This is a genomic window from Citrobacter sp. Cpo091 (assembly GCF_030332645.1).
GTDB lineage: Bacteria > Pseudomonadota > Gammaproteobacteria > Enterobacterales > Enterobacteriaceae > Citrobacter > Citrobacter portucalensis.
The window spans coordinates 108,015-129,285 of the sequence record NZ_JAOWHL010000039.1 but is presented as its reverse complement, the minus strand read 5'-3'; the positions used below and the strand labels follow the sequence as shown (position 1 = coordinate 129,285).

The 21,271-nt window shown below is 51.7% G+C and carries 21 protein-coding genes; 11 read left to right on the top strand and 10 right to left on the bottom strand.

Going from position 1 to position 21,271, the window contains the following annotated elements; all coding sequences use genetic code 11:
- Nucleotides 1–158 precede the first annotated feature (158 nt).
- The 4 genes from OGY04_RS17060 to OGY04_RS17045 are packed head-to-tail and all read left to right on the top strand — an operon-like array spanning nt 159 to nt 4,130.
- Nucleotides 159–1,112: a 2-keto-3-deoxygluconate permease 1 gene (locus OGY04_RS17060; protein ID WP_048214928.1), complete on the top strand. Its 954-nt coding sequence runs from the start codon at nt 159–161 to the stop codon at nt 1,110–1,112.
- Nucleotides 1,109–2,380: a D-threonate kinase gene (gene dtnK / locus OGY04_RS17055; protein ID WP_286585705.1), complete on the top strand. Its 1,272-nt coding sequence runs from the start codon at nt 1,109–1,111 to the stop codon at nt 2,378–2,380. Before OGY04_RS17060 ends, dtnK begins: the two co-directional genes overlap by 4 nt.
- Complete coding sequence (locus tag OGY04_RS17050) at nt 2,370–3,353, top strand: D-threonate 4-phosphate dehydrogenase (protein WP_286585704.1); 984 nt, start codon at nt 2,370–2,372, stop codon at nt 3,351–3,353. The genes dtnK and OGY04_RS17050 overlap by 11 nt, the downstream gene beginning before the upstream one ends.
- A gap of 9 nt (nt 3,354–3,362) precedes the next feature.
- Nucleotides 3,363–4,130, top strand: coding sequence for a DeoR/GlpR family DNA-binding transcription regulator (locus tag OGY04_RS17045; RefSeq protein ID WP_286585702.1), 768 nt, complete (start codon nt 3,363–3,365; stop codon nt 4,128–4,130).
- Nucleotides 4,131–4,160: 30 nt separating this feature from the next.
- Here OGY04_RS17045 and OGY04_RS17040 read toward each other — a convergent pair whose 3' ends face one another.
- Nucleotides 4,161–4,508 (bottom strand): YacC family pilotin-like protein, encoded by a 348-nt coding sequence (locus OGY04_RS17040; protein ID WP_032941691.1) that lies wholly within the window; start codon nt 4,506–4,508, stop codon nt 4,161–4,163.
- A gap of 153 nt (nt 4,509–4,661) precedes the next feature.
- Between OGY04_RS17040 and cueO the strand changes: the two genes are divergently transcribed.
- The 3 genes from cueO (at nt 4,662) to hpt (ending at nt 8,905) form a co-directional block, all read left to right on the top strand.
- Nucleotides 4,662–6,278 (top strand): multicopper oxidase CueO, encoded by a 1,617-nt coding sequence (cueO, locus tag OGY04_RS17035; RefSeq protein WP_286585697.1) that lies wholly within the window; start codon nt 4,662–4,664, stop codon nt 6,276–6,278.
- A gap of 183 nt (nt 6,279–6,461) precedes the next feature.
- Entirely contained in the window at nt 6,462–8,117 is a 1,656-nt protein-coding gene (gene tcp, locus OGY04_RS17030; protein WP_286585694.1) for a methyl-accepting chemotaxis citrate transducer, read from the top strand.
- 251 nt (nt 8,118–8,368) lie between these two features.
- Nucleotides 8,369–8,905 carry a hypoxanthine phosphoribosyltransferase gene (hpt, locus tag OGY04_RS17025; protein WP_003018658.1) on the top strand — a complete coding sequence of 179 codons (537 nt, stop codon included), beginning with the start codon at nt 8,369–8,371 and terminating at the stop codon, nt 8,903–8,905.
- 70 nt (nt 8,906–8,975) lie between these two features.
- Here the strand turns inward: hpt and can are convergent, their stop codons facing one another.
- Complete coding sequence (gene can, locus OGY04_RS17020; RefSeq protein WP_008786227.1) at nt 8,976–9,638, bottom strand: carbonate dehydratase; 663 nt, start codon at nt 9,636–9,638, stop codon at nt 8,976–8,978.
- Nucleotides 9,639–9,746: 108 nt separating this feature from the next.
- On the opposite strand from can, the gene OGY04_RS17015 reads away from it, so the two are divergent.
- From OGY04_RS17015 to OGY04_RS17000, 4 genes are all read left to right on the top strand, one after another.
- Complete coding sequence (locus tag OGY04_RS17015) at nt 9,747–10,673, top strand: ABC transporter ATP-binding protein (protein WP_003829469.1); 927 nt, start codon at nt 9,747–9,749, stop codon at nt 10,671–10,673.
- Complete coding sequence (locus OGY04_RS17010; RefSeq protein ID WP_008786229.1) at nt 10,670–11,440, top strand: ABC transporter permease; 771 nt, start codon at nt 10,670–10,672, stop codon at nt 11,438–11,440. The genes OGY04_RS17015 and OGY04_RS17010 overlap by 4 nt, the downstream gene beginning before the upstream one ends.
- Before the next feature lie 103 nt (nt 11,441–11,543).
- The gene (locus OGY04_RS17005) at nt 11,544–11,984 is read left to right on the top strand and encodes a PTS sugar transporter subunit IIA (protein WP_032942385.1); all 441 of its coding nucleotides are present in this window, start codon (nt 11,544–11,546) and stop codon (nt 11,982–11,984) included.
- A gap of 61 nt (nt 11,985–12,045) precedes the next feature.
- A complete protein-coding gene (locus OGY04_RS17000; RefSeq protein WP_020996224.1) occupies nt 12,046–13,275 on the top strand; it encodes a polysaccharide deacetylase family protein in 1,230 nt (409 codons plus the stop codon).
- Nucleotides 13,276–13,281: 6 nt separating this feature from the next.
- Here the strand turns inward: OGY04_RS17000 and panD are convergent, their stop codons facing one another.
- The 8 genes from panD to OGY04_RS16960 all read right to left on the bottom strand — a co-directional run bounded on the left by panD (nt 13,282) and on the right by OGY04_RS16960 (nt 21,237).
- Nucleotides 13,282–13,662: an aspartate 1-decarboxylase gene (gene panD / locus OGY04_RS16995; RefSeq protein ID WP_000621526.1), complete on the bottom strand. Its 381-nt coding sequence runs from the start codon at nt 13,660–13,662 to the stop codon at nt 13,282–13,284.
- A gap of 95 nt (nt 13,663–13,757) precedes the next feature.
- On the bottom strand, nt 13,758–14,612 hold the full coding sequence (panC, locus tag OGY04_RS16990; protein WP_008786233.1) for a pantoate--beta-alanine ligase: 855 nt from the start codon (nt 14,610–14,612) through the stop codon (nt 13,758–13,760).
- 78 nt (nt 14,613–14,690) lie between these two features.
- Nucleotides 14,691–15,485, bottom strand: coding sequence for a 3-methyl-2-oxobutanoate hydroxymethyltransferase (panB, locus tag OGY04_RS16985; RefSeq protein ID WP_111466107.1), 795 nt, complete (start codon nt 15,483–15,485; stop codon nt 14,691–14,693).
- A gap of 116 nt (nt 15,486–15,601) precedes the next feature.
- Nucleotides 15,602–16,822 carry a fimbrial protein gene (locus tag OGY04_RS16980; RefSeq protein WP_008786235.1) on the bottom strand — a complete coding sequence of 407 codons (1,221 nt, stop codon included), beginning with the start codon at nt 16,820–16,822 and terminating at the stop codon, nt 15,602–15,604.
- Between the two features lie 33 nt (nt 16,823–16,855).
- Nucleotides 16,856–17,440 (bottom strand): fimbrial-like protein, encoded by a 585-nt coding sequence (locus OGY04_RS16975; RefSeq protein WP_111466105.1) that lies wholly within the window; start codon nt 17,438–17,440, stop codon nt 16,856–16,858.
- Between the two features lie 11 nt (nt 17,441–17,451).
- Nucleotides 17,452–18,060 carry a fimbrial protein gene (locus OGY04_RS16970; RefSeq protein ID WP_048236115.1) on the bottom strand — a complete coding sequence of 203 codons (609 nt, stop codon included), beginning with the start codon at nt 18,058–18,060 and terminating at the stop codon, nt 17,452–17,454.
- 14 nt (nt 18,061–18,074) lie between these two features.
- On the bottom strand, nt 18,075–18,641 hold the full coding sequence (locus OGY04_RS16965) for a fimbrial protein (protein WP_100271492.1): 567 nt from the start codon (nt 18,639–18,641) through the stop codon (nt 18,075–18,077).
- Nucleotides 18,628–21,237 (bottom strand): outer membrane usher protein, encoded by a 2,610-nt coding sequence (locus OGY04_RS16960; RefSeq protein ID WP_286585832.1) that lies wholly within the window; start codon nt 21,235–21,237, stop codon nt 18,628–18,630. The genes OGY04_RS16965 and OGY04_RS16960 overlap by 14 nt, the downstream gene beginning before the upstream one ends.
- Between the last annotated feature and the right edge of the window lie 34 nt (nt 21,238–21,271).

The window sequence follows — 21,271 nt, the reverse complement described above, 5'->3', positions numbered from 1 at the left end:
CCGGGTGAGACAAACCCGGCTTTTTTTTCATCCGAATGATTATTTGATTTTTATTAATCATTTAAAAACTGTGATCTGCCGCGTTTGTGATCTTATTTTGATTGAATATAATCGCTGTGATTTTATTTAATCACAACATAACAACAGGCGGGAAGACCATGAACATCAAGAAGGCAATAGAACGCGTACCCGGCGGCATGATGGTTGTGCCGTTGGTTATCGGTGCCATTATCAACACTTTTGCCCCGCAGGCGTTGCAGATCGGTGGATTCACCACTGCTTTATTTAAAAATGGCGCGGCTCCCTTGATTGGCGCGTTCCTGCTCTGTATGGGCGCGGGAATTAGCGTAAAGGCGGCGCCGCAAGCTTTGCTACAAGGCGGCACGATTACGCTGACCAAGTTATTGGTCGCGATTGCAATTGGTCTCGGGGTTGAACACCTGTTTGGCGCGGAAGGCATCTTTGGCTTAAGCGGTGTTGCCATTATTGCGGCAATGAGTAACTCCAATGGCGGGCTTTACGCGGCGCTGGTTGGCGAGTTTGGCAATGAACGCGATGTCGGTGCGATCTCCATTTTGTCTCTGAATGACGGACCTTTCTTTACCATGATCGCGCTGGGCGCGGCGGGTATGGCAAATATTCCTATCATGGCGCTGGTGGCGGTTCTTGTTCCGCTGGTGGTTGGCATGATCCTCGGTAACCTCGATGCCAATATGCGTGACTTCCTGACCAAAGGCGGTCCACTGCTTATTCCTTTCTTTGCGTTTGCACTTGGAGCCGGTATTAACCTGGAAATGCTGCTGCAAGGCGGTCTGGCGGGCATTCTGCTGGGCGTGCTGACCACCTTTGTGGGCGGTTTCTTTAACATTCGTGCCGATCGTCTGGTTGGCGGGAGTGGTATTGCTGGTGCTGCGGCATCCAGTACGGCGGGGAACGCCGTCGCGACGCCACTGGCTATAGCACAGGCCGATCCCTCGCTGGCAGAGGTTGCCGCTGCGGCAGCGCCGCTGATCGCTGCGTCAGTCATTACAACCGCCATTCTGACGCCAATTCTTACATCGTGGGTCGCGAAAAGGCAGTCTCGTCAGACTGTGCAGGAGAAGAAAGCATGAAAATGATCGTTATCGCCGATGACTTTACGGGCTCTAACGATACCGGCGTACAGCTGGCGAAAAAAGGGGCGCGTACCGAAGTAATGCTGACCCCAGCGCAGAAACCGTCGCGCCGCGCCGATGTTCTGGTCATCAATACGGAAAGCCGGGCGATGCCGGCAACGCAGGCCGCCGCGGCTGTACAACAAGCGTTAGCGCCATGGTGTGAGGGCGAAGCAATACCACTGGTATACAAAAAAATAGACTCGACATTTCGTGGCAATGTGGGGGCTGAAGTCACTGCAGCCATGCGTACAGCCGGTCGGACGCTGGCCGTGATTGCGGCGGCAATTCCTGCTGCTGGGCGCACTACGCAGGATGGCTTGTGCCTGGTCCATGGTGTGCCGCTGCTGGAAACGGAATTCGCCAGCGATCCAAAAACGCCTATTCACTCTTCGCGTATTGCTGCACTGGTCGCACTGCAAAGCGATGTCCCTGTACATGAGGTGTCGCTGGTGGATGTGCGTCGGGGAAGTTTGAGTGCGCTGCTGAGTGCTTTTGCAAAAGCCGGCGAATGTATGGTGGTGGTGGATGCCATGGAAGAGCGAGATCTCGCGCTTATTGCACAGGCGGTTTGTGAGCAAAAACAGATGCCGCTGCTCGTAGGGGCTGCGGGGCTTGCCAATGCGCTACCGGCCGCAACGTTTATGCAAGAAAAGCAGGAATTACCGGTGTTGGTTGTGGCTGGCTCAATGAGTGAGGCAACGCGACGTCAGGTGGAAAAAGCAGTGTGTCAGGGTCGGGCAAAAGTCGTTGATATCGATGCCGCGCGGTTGGTTGCATCGTCATTTGCACAGGAAATGGACTCTGTTATTGAACAGGCTTGCGCGCAACTGAGCCAGCAGCAGCACACGATCTTACGCACCAGTCGATGTGCAGAAGACCGGGACATGATCGACACGCTGTGTTTCAACGTGGGGAGGAGCCGCCAGCAGTTGGGAGAACTGCTGAGCCAGCGTCTAGGGGAGATAACGCTGCGCATTATTGAACAAGCACGTATCGGCGGATTGTTCCTGACCGGAGGCGATATTGCCACGGCGGTCGCCAGTGCGTTGGGTGCAGAAGGGTATCGCATCCACAGTGAAGTCGCCCCCTGTATTCCGTGCGGAACGTTTGTGAATAGCGAGATTGACGACTTGCCGGTTATTACCAAAGCGGGTGGATTCGGTTCTGATACGACCCTTTGCGATGCGCTGTATTTTATTGAGGAGATGTACCGTGGTAACTAAAACAATTGCGATTACGATGGGAGACCCGGCGGGGATTGGTCCGGAAATTATTGTTAAAGCGCTACGCGAAGATGAACTTAATGGTGCGCCGCTGGTGGTGGTCGGGTGCCTAAAAACGCTGCAGCGGTTACAGGCTCAGGGGCTGGCTGACGGAGTAACATTTCGCGCTATTGAACAGGTCGCCGATGCCAGATTCACGCCAGATACGATTCATGTGATTGATGAACCGCTGGCGCAGCCTGACGAACTGGTCCCTGGTACAGTGCAGGCGCAGGCGGGCGATCTGGCCTATCGCTGTGTGAAGCGGGCGACTGAACTGGCGATGAAGGGGGATTTACATGCCATCGCGACCGCGCCGTTGAACAAAGAAGCGCTGCATCTCGGCGGACACAATTATCCTGGGCATACCGAACTGCTGGCAACGCTGACCGAAAGCCGCGACTATGCGATGGTGCTGTACACCGATAAGCTGAAAGTTATCCATGTTTCGACGCATATCGCTCTGCGCAAATTCCTTGATACGCTCAATGGGCAACGTGTCGAAACGGTGATTGGTATCGCGGATACTTTCCTGAAGCGCGTAGGCTTTGCACACCCGCGTATTGCCGTTGCGGGGGTGAATCCACATGCCGGAGAGAATGGCCTGTTTGGCGATGAGGAAATTCGTATTGTCGGACCCGCGATTGAGAATATGAAAGCGAAGGGGATGGATGTTTACGGTCCGTGCCCGCCGGATACCGTGTTTTTACAGGCTTATGAAGGTCAGTATGACATGGTGGTGGCGATGTACCACGATCAGGGGCATATCCCGCTGAAATTGCTGGGTTTCTATGATGGTGTAAATATCACAGCAGGTTTACCGTTTATTCGTACCTCTGCCGATCACGGTACGGCATTTGATATCGCCTGGACGGGAAAAGCAAAATCTGAGAGCATGGCCGTATCGATCAAACTGGCAATGCAACTGGCGTAATTTACTGTTATGAAAGGGCAACACCGTCTGGATAAGATTGTGGCGTATTTGAAAAATCATACGCTGGTTACCGTGGAACAGTTGGTTGACGCGGTTGACGCCTCTCCAGCAACGATCAGGCGCGATCTCATCAAGCTGGATGAACAGGGTGTGATCAGCCGCAGCCACGGCGGTGTTGCGTTACGACGCTTTGAAGCGGCGCAGCCAACCACAAACGAAAAGCAACTGCGATCGCCTGCTGAGAAACGGGCGATTGCGCGTTTTGCCGCCTCAATAGTGCGTGCGGGCGATGCCGTGGTGCTTGATGCCGGTACCACAATGCTGGAGCTGGCAAAATGTCTGACGCATTTGCCGCTGCGAGTGATTACCGTTGATCTGCATATTGCCCTGTTTTTGTCAGAATTCCGTCAGATAGAGGTGACGATCGTCGGTGGACGCATCGATGACAGCAGCCAGTCCTGTATTGGTGAGTTTGGCCGGAAAATGTTGCGCAGCGTCTATCCTGATATTGCTTTTATGAGCTGTAACACCTGGAGTATGGAAAAGGGTGTAACCACGCCAACGGAAGACAAAGCGGGATTAAAGCAGGAAATTATTGCGAATGCCCAACGGAAGGTATTGCTGGCGGATAGCAGTAAGTACGGCGCACATTCGTTATTTAACGTCGCGCCGCTTAGTTGCTTTACCGATGTTGTTACCGATGTGAATCTACCGCCAAACGCGCAGGCTGAATTAAAAGCGCAATCCGTTGCCCTGACGCTGGTACAGCCAGAGTAACTGCACTCTCAACCCTGATTGCGCCGGAGATTATTTAACGTAGGCCAGCAGGCTCAGAGAGTCACGCGCCAGCGCTTTGCATTTCTTTGCTGTTGGGATACCGATACCGCTGAGATCGCGGTAGCTGTCTTCACCCAACGCTTTCATATTGAAGGTGTCGTAATTACTCAGGTCCCACTGGTTTTGCTGGGCAAAAAAGACCAGTGCGCGACGAATCTGCCCATTAGGCAAATTCTGGTATCCACAGTCATTTTTCAGAAAAACAAAAACTGCCGTTAAATCGGCCATATCTTCGGCTTCGGACTCGCTGAGCGCGTAGCTATTTGCGCATACGGCCATCAGGGTGCCGAACAAAACTGTTCTGAAAAACGTCTTCATTGCTTCTACCACTGCATCACGGAATTTAAACGTTAGCATACTGCGAGCGAAGCGACGACCTTTATTATTAGCCGTTCACTTGACCTTCCCGTAAGGGGAAGGCTTATGCTTAAAAGATAGCCTGCTTAAGCTGCTGAATATAAGGAAGTGATTATGCAACGTCGTGACTTTTTAAAGTACTCCGTGGCGCTGGGCGTCGCGTCAGCATTACCTCTGTGGAGCCGTAGCGTATTCGCCGCAGACCGTCCCGCATTACCCATTCCAGACCTGTTAACCGCCGATGCTTCTAATCGCATTCAGTTGATTGCACAAGCCGGGCAGTCGAGCTTTGCAGGTAAAACTGCTACCACATGGGGATATAACGGCAACTTGCTCGGGCCAGCGGTCAAGCTGAGCAAAGGGCAGGCGGTCACGGTGGATATCCACAACCAGCTTGCCGAAGAGACGACGTTGCACTGGCACGGGCTGGAAATCCCCGGAGAGGTTGACGGTGGGCCGCAGGGCATTATCCCGGCGGGCGGGAAACGTTCAGTGACCTTCACGCCGGATCAGCGCGCAGCAACCTGCTGGTTCCACCCGCATCAGCATGGGAAGACTGGTCGCCAGGTGGCGATGGGCCTGGCCGGACTGGTGCTGATTGAAGATGAAGAGATTCGCAAGCTGATGCTGCCTAAGCAGTGGGGCATTGATGATGTGCCGGTGATTATTCAGGACAAACAGTTCTCTGCTGATGGGCAGGTTGATTATCAACTGGACATCATGACCGCCGCAGTCGGCTGGTTTGGCGATACGCTGCTGACCAACGGGGCGATTTATCCTCAGCATGCCGCACCGCGTGGCTGGTTGCGTCTACGCCTGTTGAATGGTTGTAACGCACGCTCACTGAACATTGCGGCCAGCGACAATCGTCCTTTGTACGTCATTGCCAGCGACGGTGGACTGTTGGCTGAACCGGTAAAAGTGACCGAGCTTCCTATGCTGATGGGCGAGCGCTTTGAAGTGCTGGTGGATGTCAGTGACGGCAAAGCTTTTGATCTGGTCACTCTGCCAGTCAGTCAGATGGGGATGGCGATTGCGCCATTCGATAAGCCGCACCCGGTGATGCGCGTTCAACCATTGCTGATTACCGCTTCCGGCACGCTGCCAGATTCGCTGACATCCATGCCATCGCTGCCGTCACTGGAAGGTCTGACGGTGCGCAAGCTGCAGCTGTCGATGGATCCGATGCTCGATATGATGGGCATGCAAATGCTGATGAAGAAATACGGCGGTCAGGCCATGGCGGGTATGGATCATGGGAAGATGATGGGCCATATGAATAATGACAATATGGGCCACGGCAATATGAATCATGGCAATATGAACCACGGTGAGATGGGGAATATGCAGCATGGCGACATGGGCAACATGAAGCATGGATCATTCGACTTCCATAATGCCAACCGGATTAATGGCCAGGCATTTGATATGAATAAACCGATGTTTGCCGCGGCGAAAGGTCAGCACGAACGCTGGGTGATTTCCGGCCAGGGCGACATGATGCTGCATCCGTTCCACATTCACGGCACGCAGTTCCGCATTCTGTCTGAGAATGGCAAAGCGCCTGCCGCACACCGCGCGGGATGGAAGGACACTGTGCGGGTAGAAGGCGGCGTGAGCGAGGTGTTAGTGAAGTTTGACCACGACGCGCCAAAAGAGCATGCCTATATGGCGCACTGCCATCTGTTAGAGCATGAAGATACCGGGATGATGCTCGGCTTCACCGTCTAAAAAATTACGCTGTGCTTATCCGGCCTGCAGAAATCTCTCGTAGGCCGGATAAGACACAGTCTCTTTACAGCGTTTCACCGCACGACTCCCTCCTCCTGCAAATTCTGCTATTGCACATAAAGTAATCGCCTTTGAAGCCGATAATCATTGGGTACCCAATGTGAGTTCAATGGATGAAATACTATGATTAAAAATGTGCGTGTTATTACCGGCATTCTTCTGGTTCTCGCCATTTTCTGTTTGCTACAGGTCGTGACAGGAAGCTTTTTTTATTCTGCGGTAAACAATGATCGCCATAATTTCCAGAACTCAGGCACCCTGAATGCCCAACAGGAAAATCTGAGTGATAGCGTCAATACGCTGATTAAAACCCGAGTAACGGTAACCCGCGTAGCAATTCGTTTCTTAAAGAATCAACGCGATCCGGCCTCACTGGCGGCCATTGATACTTTGCTAAAAACGGCGAGTGAGTCGATGAAGAAGGCTGAGGGATACTTCGCGCATTATCAGTCATTGCCGCAGGTGTCGGGGCAGAATCCGCAAATTGCATCTGAAATGGAAAAACAGTATCGGCAGATGCACGACGTGATGGCGTTATCGATAGAGTATCTGCGCGCGAATAACTATCAGGCCTATGGCGATCTTGATGCTCAGAAGGTGCAGGATGAAATGGAAGCCAGCTATGACCAGTGGCGTAACGAAAACAACGCGTTGCTGCAGCACGCGGCGGCGGAGAATCAGCACAGCTTTACCCGCATGCAATGGACGTTAGGGGCAATTGTCGTCGCTGTGCTCATCGTTCTGGGCATGATCTGGAGTGGGTTGCAGCATATGCTGCTTAAACCCCTGGCGCAGATCATGGAGCATATCCGTATTATCACCCGTGGTGATCTGACCCATCAACTCGACGTCCAGGGACGTAATGAAATGGGACGTTTGGCGACGGGCTTAGATGAAATGCGACAGTCGCTGATTTCGACAGTCACGTCGGTGCGTAACAGCTCAGAAACGATTCATAGCGGCGCAACGGAAATCTCATCAGGTAACAACGATCTGTCTTCGCGTACTGAGCAGCAGGCTGCTTCACTTGAAGAGACAGCCGCCAGCATGGAACAGCTTACCGCGACCGTGAAGCAAAATACGGACAATGCGAAACAGGCGACTCAACTGGCTAAGAATGCGTCTGATACTGCCGCACGTGGTGGACGGGTTGTTGATACTGTCGTGCACACGATGAGTGAAATTGCCGGCAGTTCACAGCAAATTGCGCAGATCACCAGCGTCATCGACAGTATTGCTTTCCAGACCAATATCCTGGCGCTCAACGCGGCGGTTGAGGCTGCCAGAGCAGGAGAGCAGGGACGCGGATTTGCTGTTGTGGCGGGTGAAGTCCGTACCCTGGCAAGCCGTAGCGCTCAGGCAGCCAAAGAGATCAAAGCGTTGATTGATAACTCAACCCACAGCGTGGGGATGGGATCTCAGCAGGTGTCGGACGCGGGTAAAACGATGAAAGAGATTGTCGCAGCGGTCACCCGCGTGACGGACATCATGGGGGAAATCGCCTCAGCCTCGGAGGAACAGAGTCGGGGGATTGAGCAGGTGAGTCTCGCGGTCTCGCAGATGGACAGTGTCACACAACAAAACGCCGCGCTGGTAGAGGAGTCTGCCGCCGCAGCCGCTTCGTTGGAACAACAAGCTGAACAGTTACGCCTGGCCGTGGCGGCATTTCGCATCACTCGCGATGCCTCCAACGGTGAGCATCGAAAACCACCTAAGGATACTCCACGAGCGACCTCTGCGGGGAGTTCGCCACAAGACCCGCACTGGGAAACGTTTTAGCCACAGACTGCCGTGCACTCCTGGTTTTGATTAATAAGTGTACAAAAAACGACGCAAACGGGTTCTCCTGTGAACTATCAGAGGAACCCGCTCTCTTTACTGGTATACTTCATCAACTGAATTGTTTGTATGCTGTCGCAAGTTTTGTGGTTAGAGCGGGTCGCCGTCTGTCAGTCGGTGTATCAACGTAAGCGCTTTCTTTCGATCTGCATGATGTGTCAACTGATAAAAATCAGTGAGTTATAGGGTTTATGAAACATACTGTTGAAGTGATGATCCCGGAAGCGGAGATCAAAGCGCGTATTGCTGAACTGGGGCGCCAGATTAACGAACGTTACAAGGACAGCGGCAGCGATATGGTGCTGGTTGGTCTGTTACGTGGCTCATTTATGTTTATGGCGGATCTGTGCCGTGAAGTGCATGTCTCTCACGAAGTCGATTTCATGACGGCATCCAGCTACGGTAGCGGAATGTCTACCACGCGTGATGTTAAAATCCTGAAAGACCTGGATGAAGACATTCGTGGCAAGGACGTGCTGATTGTCGAAGACATCATCGATTCCGGCAATACGCTGTCCAAAGTGCGTGAAATTCTGAGCCTGCGCGAGCCGAAATCCCTGGCTATTTGTACGCTGCTGGACAAACCTTCTCGTCGTGAAGTGAATGTTCCGGTCGAGTTTATCGGCTTCTCAATTCCTGATGAGTTTGTGGTCGGTTACGGCATTGACTATGCCCAGCGTTATCGCCATCTGCCGTATGTTGGCAAAGTAGTGCTGCTGGACGAGTAATTGGCTGGAGCGCCTGATGGCGCAGGTTTGTAGGCCGGGTAAGGCGTCGCCGCCTCCCGGCAATGTCACATTATTTATGGTTGCTGTGTTTCTGACTCAGGTTAGACAACCCCTGGCGATAGCGCTGTTCCAGCGTTTCGCGGCTGGTGGCGGTGACGTCGAGATCGCGCAGCAGGCCATCATGAATACCGTAAGCCCAGCCGTGAATGGTCACTTTCTGACCGCGCTTCCAGGCTGAACGCATAATGGTTGAGTGGCCCAGGTTATAGACCTGTTCCATGACATTCAGTTCGCACAGGGTGTCCATACGACGTTCCTGCGGCATTTCGCCCAGCAGTGAGCTGTGTTTGAACCAGATATCGCGGATGTGCAGTAACCAGTTATCAATCAGCCCCTGTTCTTTATTTTCAATCGCCGCCTGGACGCCGCCGCATCCATAGTGGCCGCATATAATAATATGTTCCACTTCCAGCACATCCACCGCATACTGAACCACTGAGAGACAGTTCAGGTCGGTGTGAATAACCAGATTGGCAACATTGCGGTGAACAAATAATTCACCCGGTTCAAGACCGGTCAATCGTTCAGCGGGAACGCGGCTATCGGAACATCCAATCCATAGAAAACGCGGATTCTGGGCATGCGTCAGCGTTTCAAAAAATCCGGGATCTTCTTCTATCAGCATCTTTGACCATAGTGCATTGTTGCTGATGAGTGTATCTATGTCTTTCATGGAGTAGCACGACCCGAAGCCAGATAAATTCGATGGGCTAATATAGGGTAACTCCATCATTATTTAAACTATATATAAAATGTCAGAACGTAAGGTAAGTATAAAAACATGACCATTGCTCTGGAACTTCAACAACTTAAAAAAACTTACCCCGGTGGCGTTCAGGCGTTACGCGGGATAGATTTGCAAGTCGAAGCGGGTGATTTTTATGCGCTTTTGGGACCGAATGGCGCAGGAAAATCCACCACCATTGGAATAATCAGCTCGCTGGTGAATAAAACCTCCGGGCGGGTGAGTGTCTTCGGATACGATCTTGAAAAAGATACGGTTAATGCTAAACGCCAGCTTGGCCTGGTACCGCAGGAGTTTAACTTTAACCCGTTTGAAACCGTGCAGCAGATTGTGGTCAACCAGGCGGGTTACTACGGTGTTGAGCATAAAGAAGCGGTCAAACGCAGCGAACTATATTTGAAGCAGCTCGATTTATGGGAAAAACGTAACGAGCGCGCGCGCATGCTGTCCGGTGGGATGAAACGTCGTCTGATGATTGCCCGTGCGCTGATGCACGAGCCGAAATTACTCATTCTGGATGAACCAACGGCGGGCGTCGACATTGAGCTGCGTCGTTCAATGTGGGGCTTTTTAAAGGATTTAAACGACAAAGGCACCACCATTATTCTGACTACTCACTATCTCGAAGAAGCGGAAATGCTGTGTCGTAATATCGGCATTATTCAGCACGGCGAGCTGGTGGAAAACACCTCGATGAAGAGTCTGCTCTCCAAGCTGAAATCCGAGACCTTTATCCTCGATCTGGCACCAAAAAGTCCGCTGCCGAAACTGGAAGGTTATCAGTACCGACTGGTCGACACTTCCACGCTGGAAGTGGAGGTTCTGCGTGAACAAGGGGTCAACAGCGTCTTCTCTCAGCTGAGCGCACAGGGCATTCAGGTATTGAGTATGCGTAACAAAGCGAACCGACTGGAAGAACTGTTTGTTTCTCTGGTGCATGAAAAACAAGGAGATCGCGCATGATGCAGCTTTACTGGGTTGCGCTGAAAAGCATCTGGGCGAAAGAGATCCACCGCTTTATGCGTATCTGGATCCAGACTTTGGTGCCTCCCGTCATCACCATGACGCTCTATTTTATTATCTTTGGTAACCTGATCGGCTCGCGTATCGGCGAAATGCATGGCTTTAGCTACATGCAGTTTATTGTGCCGGGGCTGATTATGATGGCAGTGATCACCAACTCGTACGCCAACGTGGCCTCGTCGTTCTTTAGCGCCAAGTTTCAGCGCAATATCGAAGAGCTGCTGGTCGCCCCGGTGCCGACGCACGTGATTATCGCCGGTTTTGTCGGCGGCGGCGTGGCGCGTGGCCTGTGCGTAGGCATTCTGGTGACGGCTATTTCACTGTTCTTCGTGCCGTTCCAGGTGCATTCCTGGGTCTTTGTGGCGCTCACGCTGGTGTTAACGGCGGTACTGTTCTCGCTGGCCGGTTTGCTGAACGCAGTCTTTGCAAAAACCTTTGACGATATCAGCCTGATCCCCACCTTCGTGCTGACACCGCTGACCTATCTGGGTGGCGTGTTCTATTCGTTAACGCTGCTGCCGCCGTTCTGGCAGGGACTTTCGCATCTGAACCCAATTGTCTACATGATTAGCGGCTTCCGCTACGGCTTCCTGGGTATTCACGATGTTCCGCTGGTCACCACGTTTGGCGTGCTGGTGGTGTTCATTGCGGCGTTTTACTTGCTGTGCTGGTACCTGATTCAGCGCGGACGCGGCCTGCGTAGCTAATTCTTTCTTCCTCTCCTGACTCGGGAGAGGAAGACTTTTGATGCTTATCACCATTACCGATTTATCACCCTGATAAACTACTTGCCTGCTAAGGAGGTAGGCAATGTTAGGTTGGGTAATTACCTGTCATGACGATAAGGCACAGGATATGCTGCATCGTCTGGAGAAAAAGTACGGTCCGTTGGAGCAATGTCAGGCGGTAAGTTTCTGGCGTGGGCTCAGCTCGAATATGTTAAGCCGCATGATGTGCCATGCCCTGCATGCCACAGACTCTGGTGAAGGGGTAGTATTCCTGACGGATATGGCCGGGGCTGCGCCTTACCGTGTGGCTTCGTTAATGAGTCATAAACACCCCCAGTGCGAAGTGATTTCAGGTATCAGCTATCCATTGCTTGAGCGAATGATTTCGTCACGGGAATCGCTGAGCAGTTCTGCGTTTCGTGATTGCATCGTCGCGCTTGGCGGCCCCGAAGTCTCCAGCCTCTGGCATCAACAACAAAAAAATCCCCCCTTCGTGTTGAAGCATGATTTGTATGAGTATTAATCATTGGTATTGATGATGCTTTTGCTACAATAGCCGAGGTTTCTCGCCTCGGTTATCTCATATGGTTATGCGCGTTCTGTTTGTTTTGTTGCTCCTGTTCTCTGGTGGCGTAGGTGCGGCCTTGCCCGCTCGCTATATGCAAACCACGGAAGATGCGGTGATCTGGGCGCATATTGGCAATAAGACGGAGACTGTCGGTAATTTACGCGCCGGACAGATTATTGCTGTTGAACCGGATGCAAAGGATTACTACACCTTCAACTTCGGTTTTGGCAAAGGCTACATCGACAAAGGGCACCTGGAACCTGTGCAGGGGCGTCAGCGTGTGGAAGACGGCCTGGGTGACTTAAATAAACCGTTGAGTAACCAGAACCTGATCACATGGAAAGATACTCCGGTCTATAACGCGCCGGACGTAGGCAGTGCGCCGTTTGGTACGCTGGCTGAGAATCTACGTTACCCGGTGCTCAGTCGGCTGAAAGACAGACTGAATCAGACCTGGTATCAGATTCGCATCGGCGAGCGGCTGGCCTATATCAGCGCGCTGGATGCTCAGCAGGATAACGGTATCCCGATTCTGACTTACCATCATATTCTGCGCGATGAAGAGAACACGCGTTTTCGTCATACCTCCACCACCACATCAGTGCGCGCGTTCAGTAACCAGATGACCTGGCTGCGAGATATGGGCTATACGACGCTGACGATGTATCAGTTAGAAGACTACCTCAATAATCGCGCAAACCTTCCGGCGCGTTCGGTCGTTATTACGTTTGATGATGGCCTGAAGTCCGTTAGCCGCTATGCGCATCCCGTCCTCAAGCAGTATGGCTTTAAGGCGACGGCGTTTATCATTAGCTCACGTATCAAGCGCCACCCACAGAAGTGGGATCCGAAATCGCTGCAGTTTATGAGTATTTCCGAGCTGGAAGGGATTAAAGATGTTTTCGACTTCCAGTCGCACACCCATTTCTTGCATCGGGTGGATGGCCAGCGACGACCTATTTTACTCAGCCGTAACTATCACAATATTCTGTTTGATTTTGAACACTCCCGTCGGGCGCTCGGGCAGTTTAATCCGCATGTGCTCTATCTTTCCTACCCGTTTGGCGGCTATAACGCGACGGCGGTGAAAGCGGCGCATGACGCTGGTTTTCATTTGGCGGTGACGACGGTGAAAGGGAAGGTGAAGCCTGGCGATAACCCGATGTTGCTAAAGCGGCTGTATATTCTGCGGACGGATTCGCTGGAAACAATGTCGCGGCTGATAGTCAATCAGCCGCAGGGGTAAGGGCTGTCAGGCGACCTGTACCGGAATGGCTTTTGCAGTGCGTTTCATTTCGTTGTCGCCTTCAAAATAGGCCACTTTCGGACGCCATGTACGGGCTTCTTCGTCAGACATGGTGACGAAGCTGGCGATAATCACAATGTCGCCAACTTCAGCACAGTGCGCCGCTGCACCGTTCACCGAGATGATTCTGGAGCCGCGTTCAGCCGCAATGGCATAGGTTGAGAAACGTTTACCATTGGTCACGTTCCAGATATCAATAGCTTCGTTTTCCAGAATACCTGAGGCATCGAGGAAATCCTGGTCGATGGCGCAGGAGCCTTCGTAATGCAGGTCCGCCTGCGTGACTTTTACGCGGTGGAGTTTGCCTTGCAGCATGGTGCGAATCATAACTTCTATACCCTGTCGTTTACCTTGGCTAAGCAGGCGCGACTGGCCTGCTTTGAGAAATCTTCAGGCAGTATTGCCCGATTTTTAACCCCTGTCTACTGGGCTAATGTAACGCTTTGATTATCGATCAGACGAGCCTGACCCAGCCATGCTGCGGCCAGAATCACCGCGCGTTTACTGGTTTCAGTCAACTCCAGCAGCGTGTCGGCATCACGAATTTGAATATCGTCGGCGCGGAAGCCTTTTTCATTCAGTTCTTGTTCGGCAATGGTAATAATTTCTTGCAGCTCACGATTACCCGCAATCAGCTTTTCAGCGATACCGTTCATCACGTTGTGCAGGCCTGGCGCAATTTTACGCTGTTCTGCCGTTAGATAACCGTTACGTGAGCTGAGGGCCAGACCGTCTTTGGCGCGAATAATCGGTACGCCAACGATCTCAATGTCATAACCCATGTCCGCTACCATTTTGCGGATCAGCGCCAGCTGTTGGAAATCTTTTTCACCAAAGCAGGCGATATCGGGTTGGATCAGGTTAAACAACTTGCTGACGATAGTGGAAACACCACGGAAGTGGCCCGGGCGGCTGGCGCCTTCCAGCATGGTAGAGAGGCCGGGAACATCAACGAAAGTCTGGCCTTCCAGACCCTGCGGGTAGATCTCTTCAACGGCCGGAGCAAAGACATAATCGACTTTACGCTTGTTCAGCTTTTCGCAATCTTCCTGCAGGGTGCGTGGATAGCGCACCAGATCGTCTGGTCGGTCAAACTGCATCGGGTTAACGAAAATGCTGACGAACACCACATCAGCCCGCGCTTTTGCTTCATCGACCAGTTTCATATGGCCGTCGTGCAGGTTGCCCATGGTGGGAACCAGTGCGACGCGTTTGCCTTCCTGACGCAGACGACGAATATGCTGGCGCAGCAGCGGCAGGGTTTCAATGATTAACACGACAAGACTCCTTGAGTTGCCTGAGGTACCGTGGGCCGGATAAGACGCGTAGCGTCGTCATCCGGCACGGTCAGAAAATTAGTGGAAGCTGTGCTCTTCACCCGGATAAACGCCGGACTCCACTTCAGCCATATACTGCCGCACTGCGGCGCGCATGTCGCCTGCTTCATTGAGGAAATTCTTCGCAAATTTCGGGATATGGCCACCGGTAATGCCAAAGGCATCATGCATGACGAGGATTTGACCGTCGGTGACGTTACCGGCGCCGATACCAATTACCGGAATCGACAGCGCTTCAGTGACGCGCTTCGCCAGTTCAACCGGCACGCACTCCAGCACCAGCAACTGAGCGCCAGCGGCTTCTAAGGCCAGCGCATCATCCAGCAGTACCTGCCCGGCGTCGCCGCGGCCCTGAATTTTATAGCCGCCGAAGATATTCACCGACTGGGGCGTTAATCCCAGATGACCGCAAACCGGCACCGCGCGTTCGGTGAGCATTTTCACCGTATCTACCAGCCAGGCGCCGCCTTCGATTTTGACCATATTAGCGCCCGCGCGCATGACCACCGCAGCGTTTTCAAACGCCTGCTCCGGAGTGGCATAAGCCATAAACGGTAGGTCGGAGAGTAGCAGACAATTCGGTGCACCGCGACGCACGGCTCGGGTGTGGTAAGCAATGTCTTCAACGGTGACGGGCAGGGTGGAGTCGTGCCCCTGTACCGTCATGCCCAGCGAATCACCGACCAGCATCACGTTGATGCCTTCATCGGCAAACAGCTTAGCGAAGCTGTAGTCGTAGGCGGTGATAGTCGCGAAGCGCTTTTTCTCTTGTTTGCATTTCTGCAACACAGCGATAGTGGTGGGTTTGCTCATAACCTCTCCGGCCATAATATTGATGAATATAATGGCCGCATTGTAGGGGAATGAAGCAGAAAAGCGTTAGCCCTTTGTGTGTATTCCCGGCAGCGAAAGCCGCCGGATTAACGCGCTTAGGGATAGTCGATAGTGAAGCTGCCCGTCGCTTTGAACTCGCCGGGTTTGATGGTGTTGCTACCGTCTTGTTTCAGCGTTGCTCTGAAATTCAGAATCTGATCGGGGTTACCGATATTGCTATAGGTATAGTCTTCCATATTCGTAAACTTATAAACGGAGCTGGAGTTGTTTGGCATGATCGTCATCCAGTCGCTGATGCTTGCTGGGTTCTTCTCGCCGGCAACCGTCACGCCAATACCGCTGGCGGCACCAGATGTTAAAGTATTACCCAATAATGCGTTGTCACTGCTGCCTGTTATTGTTGATCCTAACTTCACTTCGACATTCTTAATGTAGGTACAGTTACTTAATTTTATTGAAAAGTCTTTTGTCACACCGTCGCCTTTCAGTTCTTCTGCGTTGCGACTGCCAAAAGGCACGGTAGATCCTGAAACACCTTCACCTGTAACGGCAGTGGCAGTACATGTTGGGTAGTGAATCGTTATTGAACCTGGACTGATGACGTAATCAAGGTAGTGGTTGCCACCACCGATACTGGTGTCTGAAAGCTTAAATCGGAAGTTGTAACCGGTACTTGTTGGAAAGGTAACGTTAACTGCTGATGTGGTTGGCTTAAATGTATCATCAGCATAAAGATGGAATTTAATCCACAGAACAATTCCCCCCATTTCAAAATAACCTTTCTTCCATGCGATTGAATCACAGAAAGTGGAGAAATCTGCATAAGAGGTACTAATGAAATTCAGATCAAAGGACTTATAATCCGTACCACCGCCGTTCCAGTCAACCCAAAATGAACTCCCTGGATAATAGGCGGTGCCAAAGTTAATCTTGGTAATTTCCATACCAAGATACAAACCGGTAGTATTTGTTTTCCATAATGGATTGCCGCTATTATTTTTAATACCCGCACTCTGAAAACCATGATAAAGATTTACACTATGAACATCGTGGTTATAGTTACAATTAAGTCCATGCTTGGGATCAAATTCTGTCGCACCAGAAACGGCAAGTTCGCGTAAGCCTGATTCTGTATGGGCGGCAACTGAAGGGAGCAGGTTCCATGAGAATGGAGCTGAGTAGTCTTGTACATCTGCATATTCTGCACCTCCTTGATACGAGGTCGCTTGCCCAATATAGACAGACCAGGCATAAGCGTTGCTGGCTCCTAACCATAAAAATAGAGATGATATTAAAAGGACTATGTTTTTCTTCATGGCTAATTTCCCTATTAATGGTCGTTCCGAATTTTATTGGTAGGTGACATTGACAAGTACATGGCTACTTAATTCGCCGAGGGTAACTGTTTCGGTACTCAGGATTTTCTGCATCCGTGAATAAAAGGTCCAGGTTGTATCACTATAATCTGTAGCGGAAAATATCGCCCTTGACGAGCCGTCAGTATTCAACACATTTTGACGTGGTGAATCGGTGGTGAAAATCACTACTCCTACATTTGCCACACCGCCCGAGGTCTGAGTTAGATCATTCGCAAATACCTGCTGATTGCCCTTCGCAAACTGTCCGCTTTGGGGGGTAAAGTTAAAGGTAACATTAGTGATGGCTCCGTCACTGATTGGACAATTCAGAAGTTTAATTGAAAACTCTTGACCGCCTTCATAATCAGTTTCCGCAGTAATGCCGTCGGCAAAATAGGCGGGACCTACGGTTGCGAAATTTACCGTTCCACTACCATTAATTTCTAACTGGCAGGTATCCTTCTGCACGGTGGCGGTGAAATCCACGTTGGTGTCGGCATACAGCGGCGCGACAACCAGGGCTGTTGCCAGCCCCGGAATTAACGCGGAGAGTGTTAATCTACGCAAACGCATCATGGTAATTACCGTTACTGGTAAGTAATGGTGAACGTGGTTGGTGAATAGAAATCACCGGCAGTAATACCAGAAAGGGCAGCACCTTGAACGGCTACCATACGTGCGCTGAGTGGGTAATCTACAGGCGTTGTTGTGGTGGCGCTGCTCAGATCAACGGTCTCTGGGTTTTTATTATAACAGTGGAATTGCACGCTATCTGTACCACCAGGTGTACTGGTTGTCCAGACCTCAACACCGGTTTTGCTCGCTTTTGTGCTCGATGTTGAAGAGTTTGCAAATGCTGCCTGATTTGAGTCACCGCCAGAACAACCGACGTTATTTGGTGATAAAGTAACGGTCGCAGTTTTGTCCTTTAATCCCGCGCATTCACTAAAGCGCAGTTTAAACGGTTTCACTTTTGTTTTTGCAAAAACTTCAGAGATATAGACATTACCAAAGGCAATTGTGTTGGTAGCGGTCTCGCCGTCAACCACCGATGCCGCACAGGTACCGGCGGTGATATTTGCCTCTACGGTTAAGTCCAACTGTGCAGTACCATCAGCCTGCGCCATGGTGGAAACGCCCGCCCCCATCGTTGCCAGTGCGCCAATCATTAACCCGCGCAAAAGTTGTTTTTTCATTATCATCGTCCCTGTTATTGATAAGTGAAGGTGAAGGTCGCTTTAGAGCTGAATGCACCGGTGGTACCTGCGCCATCCGTCAGTTCGCGCAGCGCCACTGTCATTTCGACGGCGTTGTTAGTACGTTCTTCAGGGGTCCAGGTGAAGGAACCAGAACCTGGCTTCATATAGGTTTCATCACTGACGTTTTTACGTTTAAAGCCCATACCGATATTGGTGGCGGCGCCTGAATCAGCGGATTCATTTTTAATGAAGTCACCGCTGGCGGAGGTCGAGGTTGCCAGTGCTGTGGTGATACTGGTCAATGAACCGGCACAATCGCTGGCGACGAACTTAAAGTTCTTCTGCGATTCCGCTGATTTCTTAATGATCTTATCCAGACCAACATCGCCCACCGTTAACTTATAGCCGTTGGTGGCATCGCCAGAAACCGATGAGCCATCCAGGGCCGCAATGGTCATGCTGCAGGTGGTGGCCAACACGGTGGCGGTGAAGTCGACGTTAAGTGTTTCCGCCTGACTGGTCAGCGGAAAGAGTACCGCGAGTACGGAGGCAGCTAAAAAGCGCTTATTCCTTTTCATTGGGGATTCCATTTGTATTGTGGTTAGTGACACGACACGTAATGTTGTCTAACAGTAGGGTCTGGCTGGAGCCGACCGTTTGTTGCGTTGCTGGCAACAGGAAGGTTGCCGTACAGGTTGCGGGTTGGTTATTTTCAAACCAGCGCACCGTAAGTTCGCCGTTATCGCTAATACCGCGGACAAAAGCCTGGCCGCCCTGGCCCATATTGCCGATCTGTACATTGTTCTCATAAACTTCGGCGCCGAATGGAATCGTCTGGTGATCGCTGCGCGTCATGTTGAGAATGGCTGAACGTCCTTCATCGGTTTCGAAACTGGCGAAAACGACCGCGCCATCGCGTGGTACCAGTGTGGTACTGGTGCTCTTCAGCTCGACGTCGTTATCCATCGTATCGATGTCGAGATTGACCTGGTTTTCCCGGTAGGCCGTCAGTGAGTTCGTTGCGCCATAACCCCAACGATCAATTGTGCTGCTTCCACCGTTAATCCGAGCGCCTTTAGCGCCAGGCGCTTTCACCAGCACAATGGCATCGCTGTTGCCAAAGTTGTCGTTGGTAAACGTTAAGCCACCACTGTGCAACACAAAACCGCCGTCAGTGGAGAGCGAATACTGACGATTACTGTCGTTATTCGCCGAGGCGGATGCTGAAAGATCTCCCCATGGGGACTGATAGCTGGTATATCCACCAATATCGGAGATGTTTTTCCCCTCTTTTTGCATGGTGTAGCCTGTATTCACGCTGTAGTTCAGCTTATTGTCTTCGCTGCTGCCGCTACTGTTCATGCTGAGCTGGTGCCCACCGTTAAAATCGGTACGCATCTGGGTGCTCAAGTTGCTGAATCCTGAGCGGCGACGTTCACCACCCAGCAGGTTCTCCAGCGGAATATTGAAGTTGATATAAAGCGAATCATCCTTATCGCCTTCTTCATCCCAGGTGCGCTGCAGGTTGATACTCATGCTGCCCCAGGAAAATCCTTTGCCATAACCCAGGCTGTAATCGCTGCGGCTCTCGTTGCTTGCCCAGTAGTCGGTCCAGGTGGCTGACAGATAAAATGAACCGTAATCAACCTCAGCGGACTGCAAAGGTTGGTTCATGCTGACGGTGACCTGATTCTTCATACGCGAGAAGTTATTCATGGTATTGCGTTCAGCGTCAGTACCTTTGAATTTGGCATCGTCGATTAGCTCTAGCGCGTCATTCAGGCCCAGGTAGTCTCGCGTCGAGTAGCGATAGGCCGCGACGTTGAACGACGTATCGGTCGCCTCAATCAGTTTGTTCCAGGTCAAGCGATAGCTTTGGCCTTGATAGGTATCGTCGTCAGGGATATCTGCGCGTGAATGGGTAACGTCAACCGCCAGTGCTCCAAAGGGTGTATTCAGACCCAGACCGAGGAGTCCAGCGAAATAGTCGTTGTCCGTTGCCTGAATACCGGTGTAGGCCGTCAGAAAGTTGTTCAGACCGTAGTAGTATGAGCCCTGCGCCAGGTTTGGTTTGTCATGAAGTTCGTCGTTATTGACTTCCCCGACGCTCACGTCCCAGCGTCCGACGCCCGGGCGCTGCATCTGCATGACCGAAGAAAACGGCTGGGAGAAAGTACGTTTACTGCCATCAGCTTCTTCGATGGTGACGATCAGGTCGCTACCGTAGCCGGAAGGGCTGATATCGTTGATCTCGAAAGGTCCCGGCGGAACGGTCGCTTCATAAATCTTATAACTGCCCTGAGTCACGGTCACTTTGGCGTTAGTGTTGGCGACGCCGCGGATAATAGGCGCATAGTTAGCCAACTGTGAAGGCAGCATACGCGTGTCGCTATACAGACGTGCCCCGCGGATGTTCACCGAGTCAAAGGTTTCGCCAGTGGTATAGGCTTCGCCGACAATCAGCTGTGAGCGTAGTGCCGGGAGGTCGCGCTGCAGATAACGGTTCTGGTATTCGAAATTGCTGCCGCCGTCCTTCGCCCAGTTGTAGTTACCACTGGCACGAAGACGCCATGCACCGAGATTGATGCCCGTATTAAATGCAGCATACAAGCTATCGCTGTCAGTATCGTGGTTGGTGCTGTGGTAGCCGTTAAGGGTATAGGAAAACAGGGCTGCCGGGATGCCGCTTTCCCACAAGGAGGGTTCGACATAGCCAGAATAACCTTTAATGAGCCACGCCTGAGGAACGGAGATATCCAGGCGCTGCTCACCCATATCAAAGCTTACGTTTGACTGCTCGATAAGTGCAGGTAGGTTTAAGCAGTCATCCCCATCTTCATCGCCTTTTTTCAGAATAGCGTGTTCGTTGCCGATCTCAGGCTGCTTAATGTGCAGCTGTGCCAGATTCTTCGATGTCAGGCAGGCTTGTGCGCTATTTTTACCAACATCAACAAAGGGAAGGGTCAGGCTTGCTACTGATTTCTCGTTGACGAAAACTTTCACACTGTAGGTTCCCGCTGGCGTAGGGTTGCCGTCGGAATATTTACTGATATCGATACTAGCCGCGCTACTTCCCATTAAAAATGAGCTGTCGTACTCGACGCTTTCTGCGGCAAAACCGGGCTGGCTGTAAAGCAGTGCACAGCACATCGCCAGTAGCGTTTTTTTCGGCATCGATTCGGTATAAGGAAAGTTTTGCACCGTCTTT

What these genes read in the sequence shown, in the direction of transcription:
- OGY04_RS17060 (WP_048214928.1), top strand. Translation starts at nt 159, where the DNA reads ATGAACATCAAGAAGGCAATAGAACGCGTACCCGGCGGCATGATGGTT.
- dtnK (WP_286585705.1), top strand. Translation starts at nt 1,109, where the DNA reads ATGAAAATGATCGTTATCGCCGATGACTTTACGGGCTCTAACGATACC.
- OGY04_RS17045 (WP_286585702.1), top strand. Translation starts at nt 3,363, where the DNA reads ATGAAAGGGCAACACCGTCTGGATAAGATTGTGGCGTATTTGAAAAAT.
- OGY04_RS17040 (WP_032941691.1), bottom strand. Translation starts at nt 4,508, where the DNA reads ATGAAGACGTTTTTCAGAACAGTTTTGTTCGGCACCCTGATGGCCGTA.
- cueO (WP_286585697.1), top strand. Translation starts at nt 4,662, where the DNA reads ATGCAACGTCGTGACTTTTTAAAGTACTCCGTGGCGCTGGGCGTCGCG.
- tcp (WP_286585694.1), top strand. Translation starts at nt 6,462, where the DNA reads ATGATTAAAAATGTGCGTGTTATTACCGGCATTCTTCTGGTTCTCGCC.
- hpt (WP_003018658.1), top strand. Translation starts at nt 8,369, where the DNA reads ATGAAACATACTGTTGAAGTGATGATCCCGGAAGCGGAGATCAAAGCG.
- can (WP_008786227.1), bottom strand. Translation starts at nt 9,638, where the DNA reads ATGAAAGACATAGATACACTCATCAGCAACAATGCACTATGGTCAAAG.
- OGY04_RS17015 (WP_003829469.1), top strand. Translation starts at nt 9,747, where the DNA reads ATGACCATTGCTCTGGAACTTCAACAACTTAAAAAAACTTACCCCGGT.
- OGY04_RS17010 (WP_008786229.1), top strand. Translation starts at nt 10,670, where the DNA reads ATGATGCAGCTTTACTGGGTTGCGCTGAAAAGCATCTGGGCGAAAGAG.
- OGY04_RS17005 (WP_032942385.1), top strand. Translation starts at nt 11,544, where the DNA reads ATGTTAGGTTGGGTAATTACCTGTCATGACGATAAGGCACAGGATATG.
- OGY04_RS17000 (WP_020996224.1), top strand. Translation starts at nt 12,046, where the DNA reads ATGGTTATGCGCGTTCTGTTTGTTTTGTTGCTCCTGTTCTCTGGTGGC.
- panD (WP_000621526.1), bottom strand. Translation starts at nt 13,662, where the DNA reads ATGATTCGCACCATGCTGCAAGGCAAACTCCACCGCGTAAAAGTCACG.
- panB (WP_111466107.1), bottom strand. Translation starts at nt 15,485, where the DNA reads ATGAGCAAACCCACCACTATCGCTGTGTTGCAGAAATGCAAACAAGAG.
- OGY04_RS16980 (WP_008786235.1), bottom strand. Translation starts at nt 16,822, where the DNA reads ATGAAGAAAAACATAGTCCTTTTAATATCATCTCTATTTTTATGGTTA.
- OGY04_RS16975 (WP_111466105.1), bottom strand. Translation starts at nt 17,440, where the DNA reads ATGATGCGTTTGCGTAGATTAACACTCTCCGCGTTAATTCCGGGGCTG.
- OGY04_RS16970 (WP_048236115.1), bottom strand. Translation starts at nt 18,060, where the DNA reads ATGAAAAAACAACTTTTGCGCGGGTTAATGATTGGCGCACTGGCAACG.
- OGY04_RS16965 (WP_100271492.1), bottom strand. Translation starts at nt 18,641, where the DNA reads ATGAAAAGGAATAAGCGCTTTTTAGCTGCCTCCGTACTCGCGGTACTC.
- OGY04_RS16960 (WP_286585832.1), bottom strand. Translation starts at nt 21,237, where the DNA reads ATGCCGAAAAAAACGCTACTGGCGATGTGCTGTGCACTGCTTTACAGC.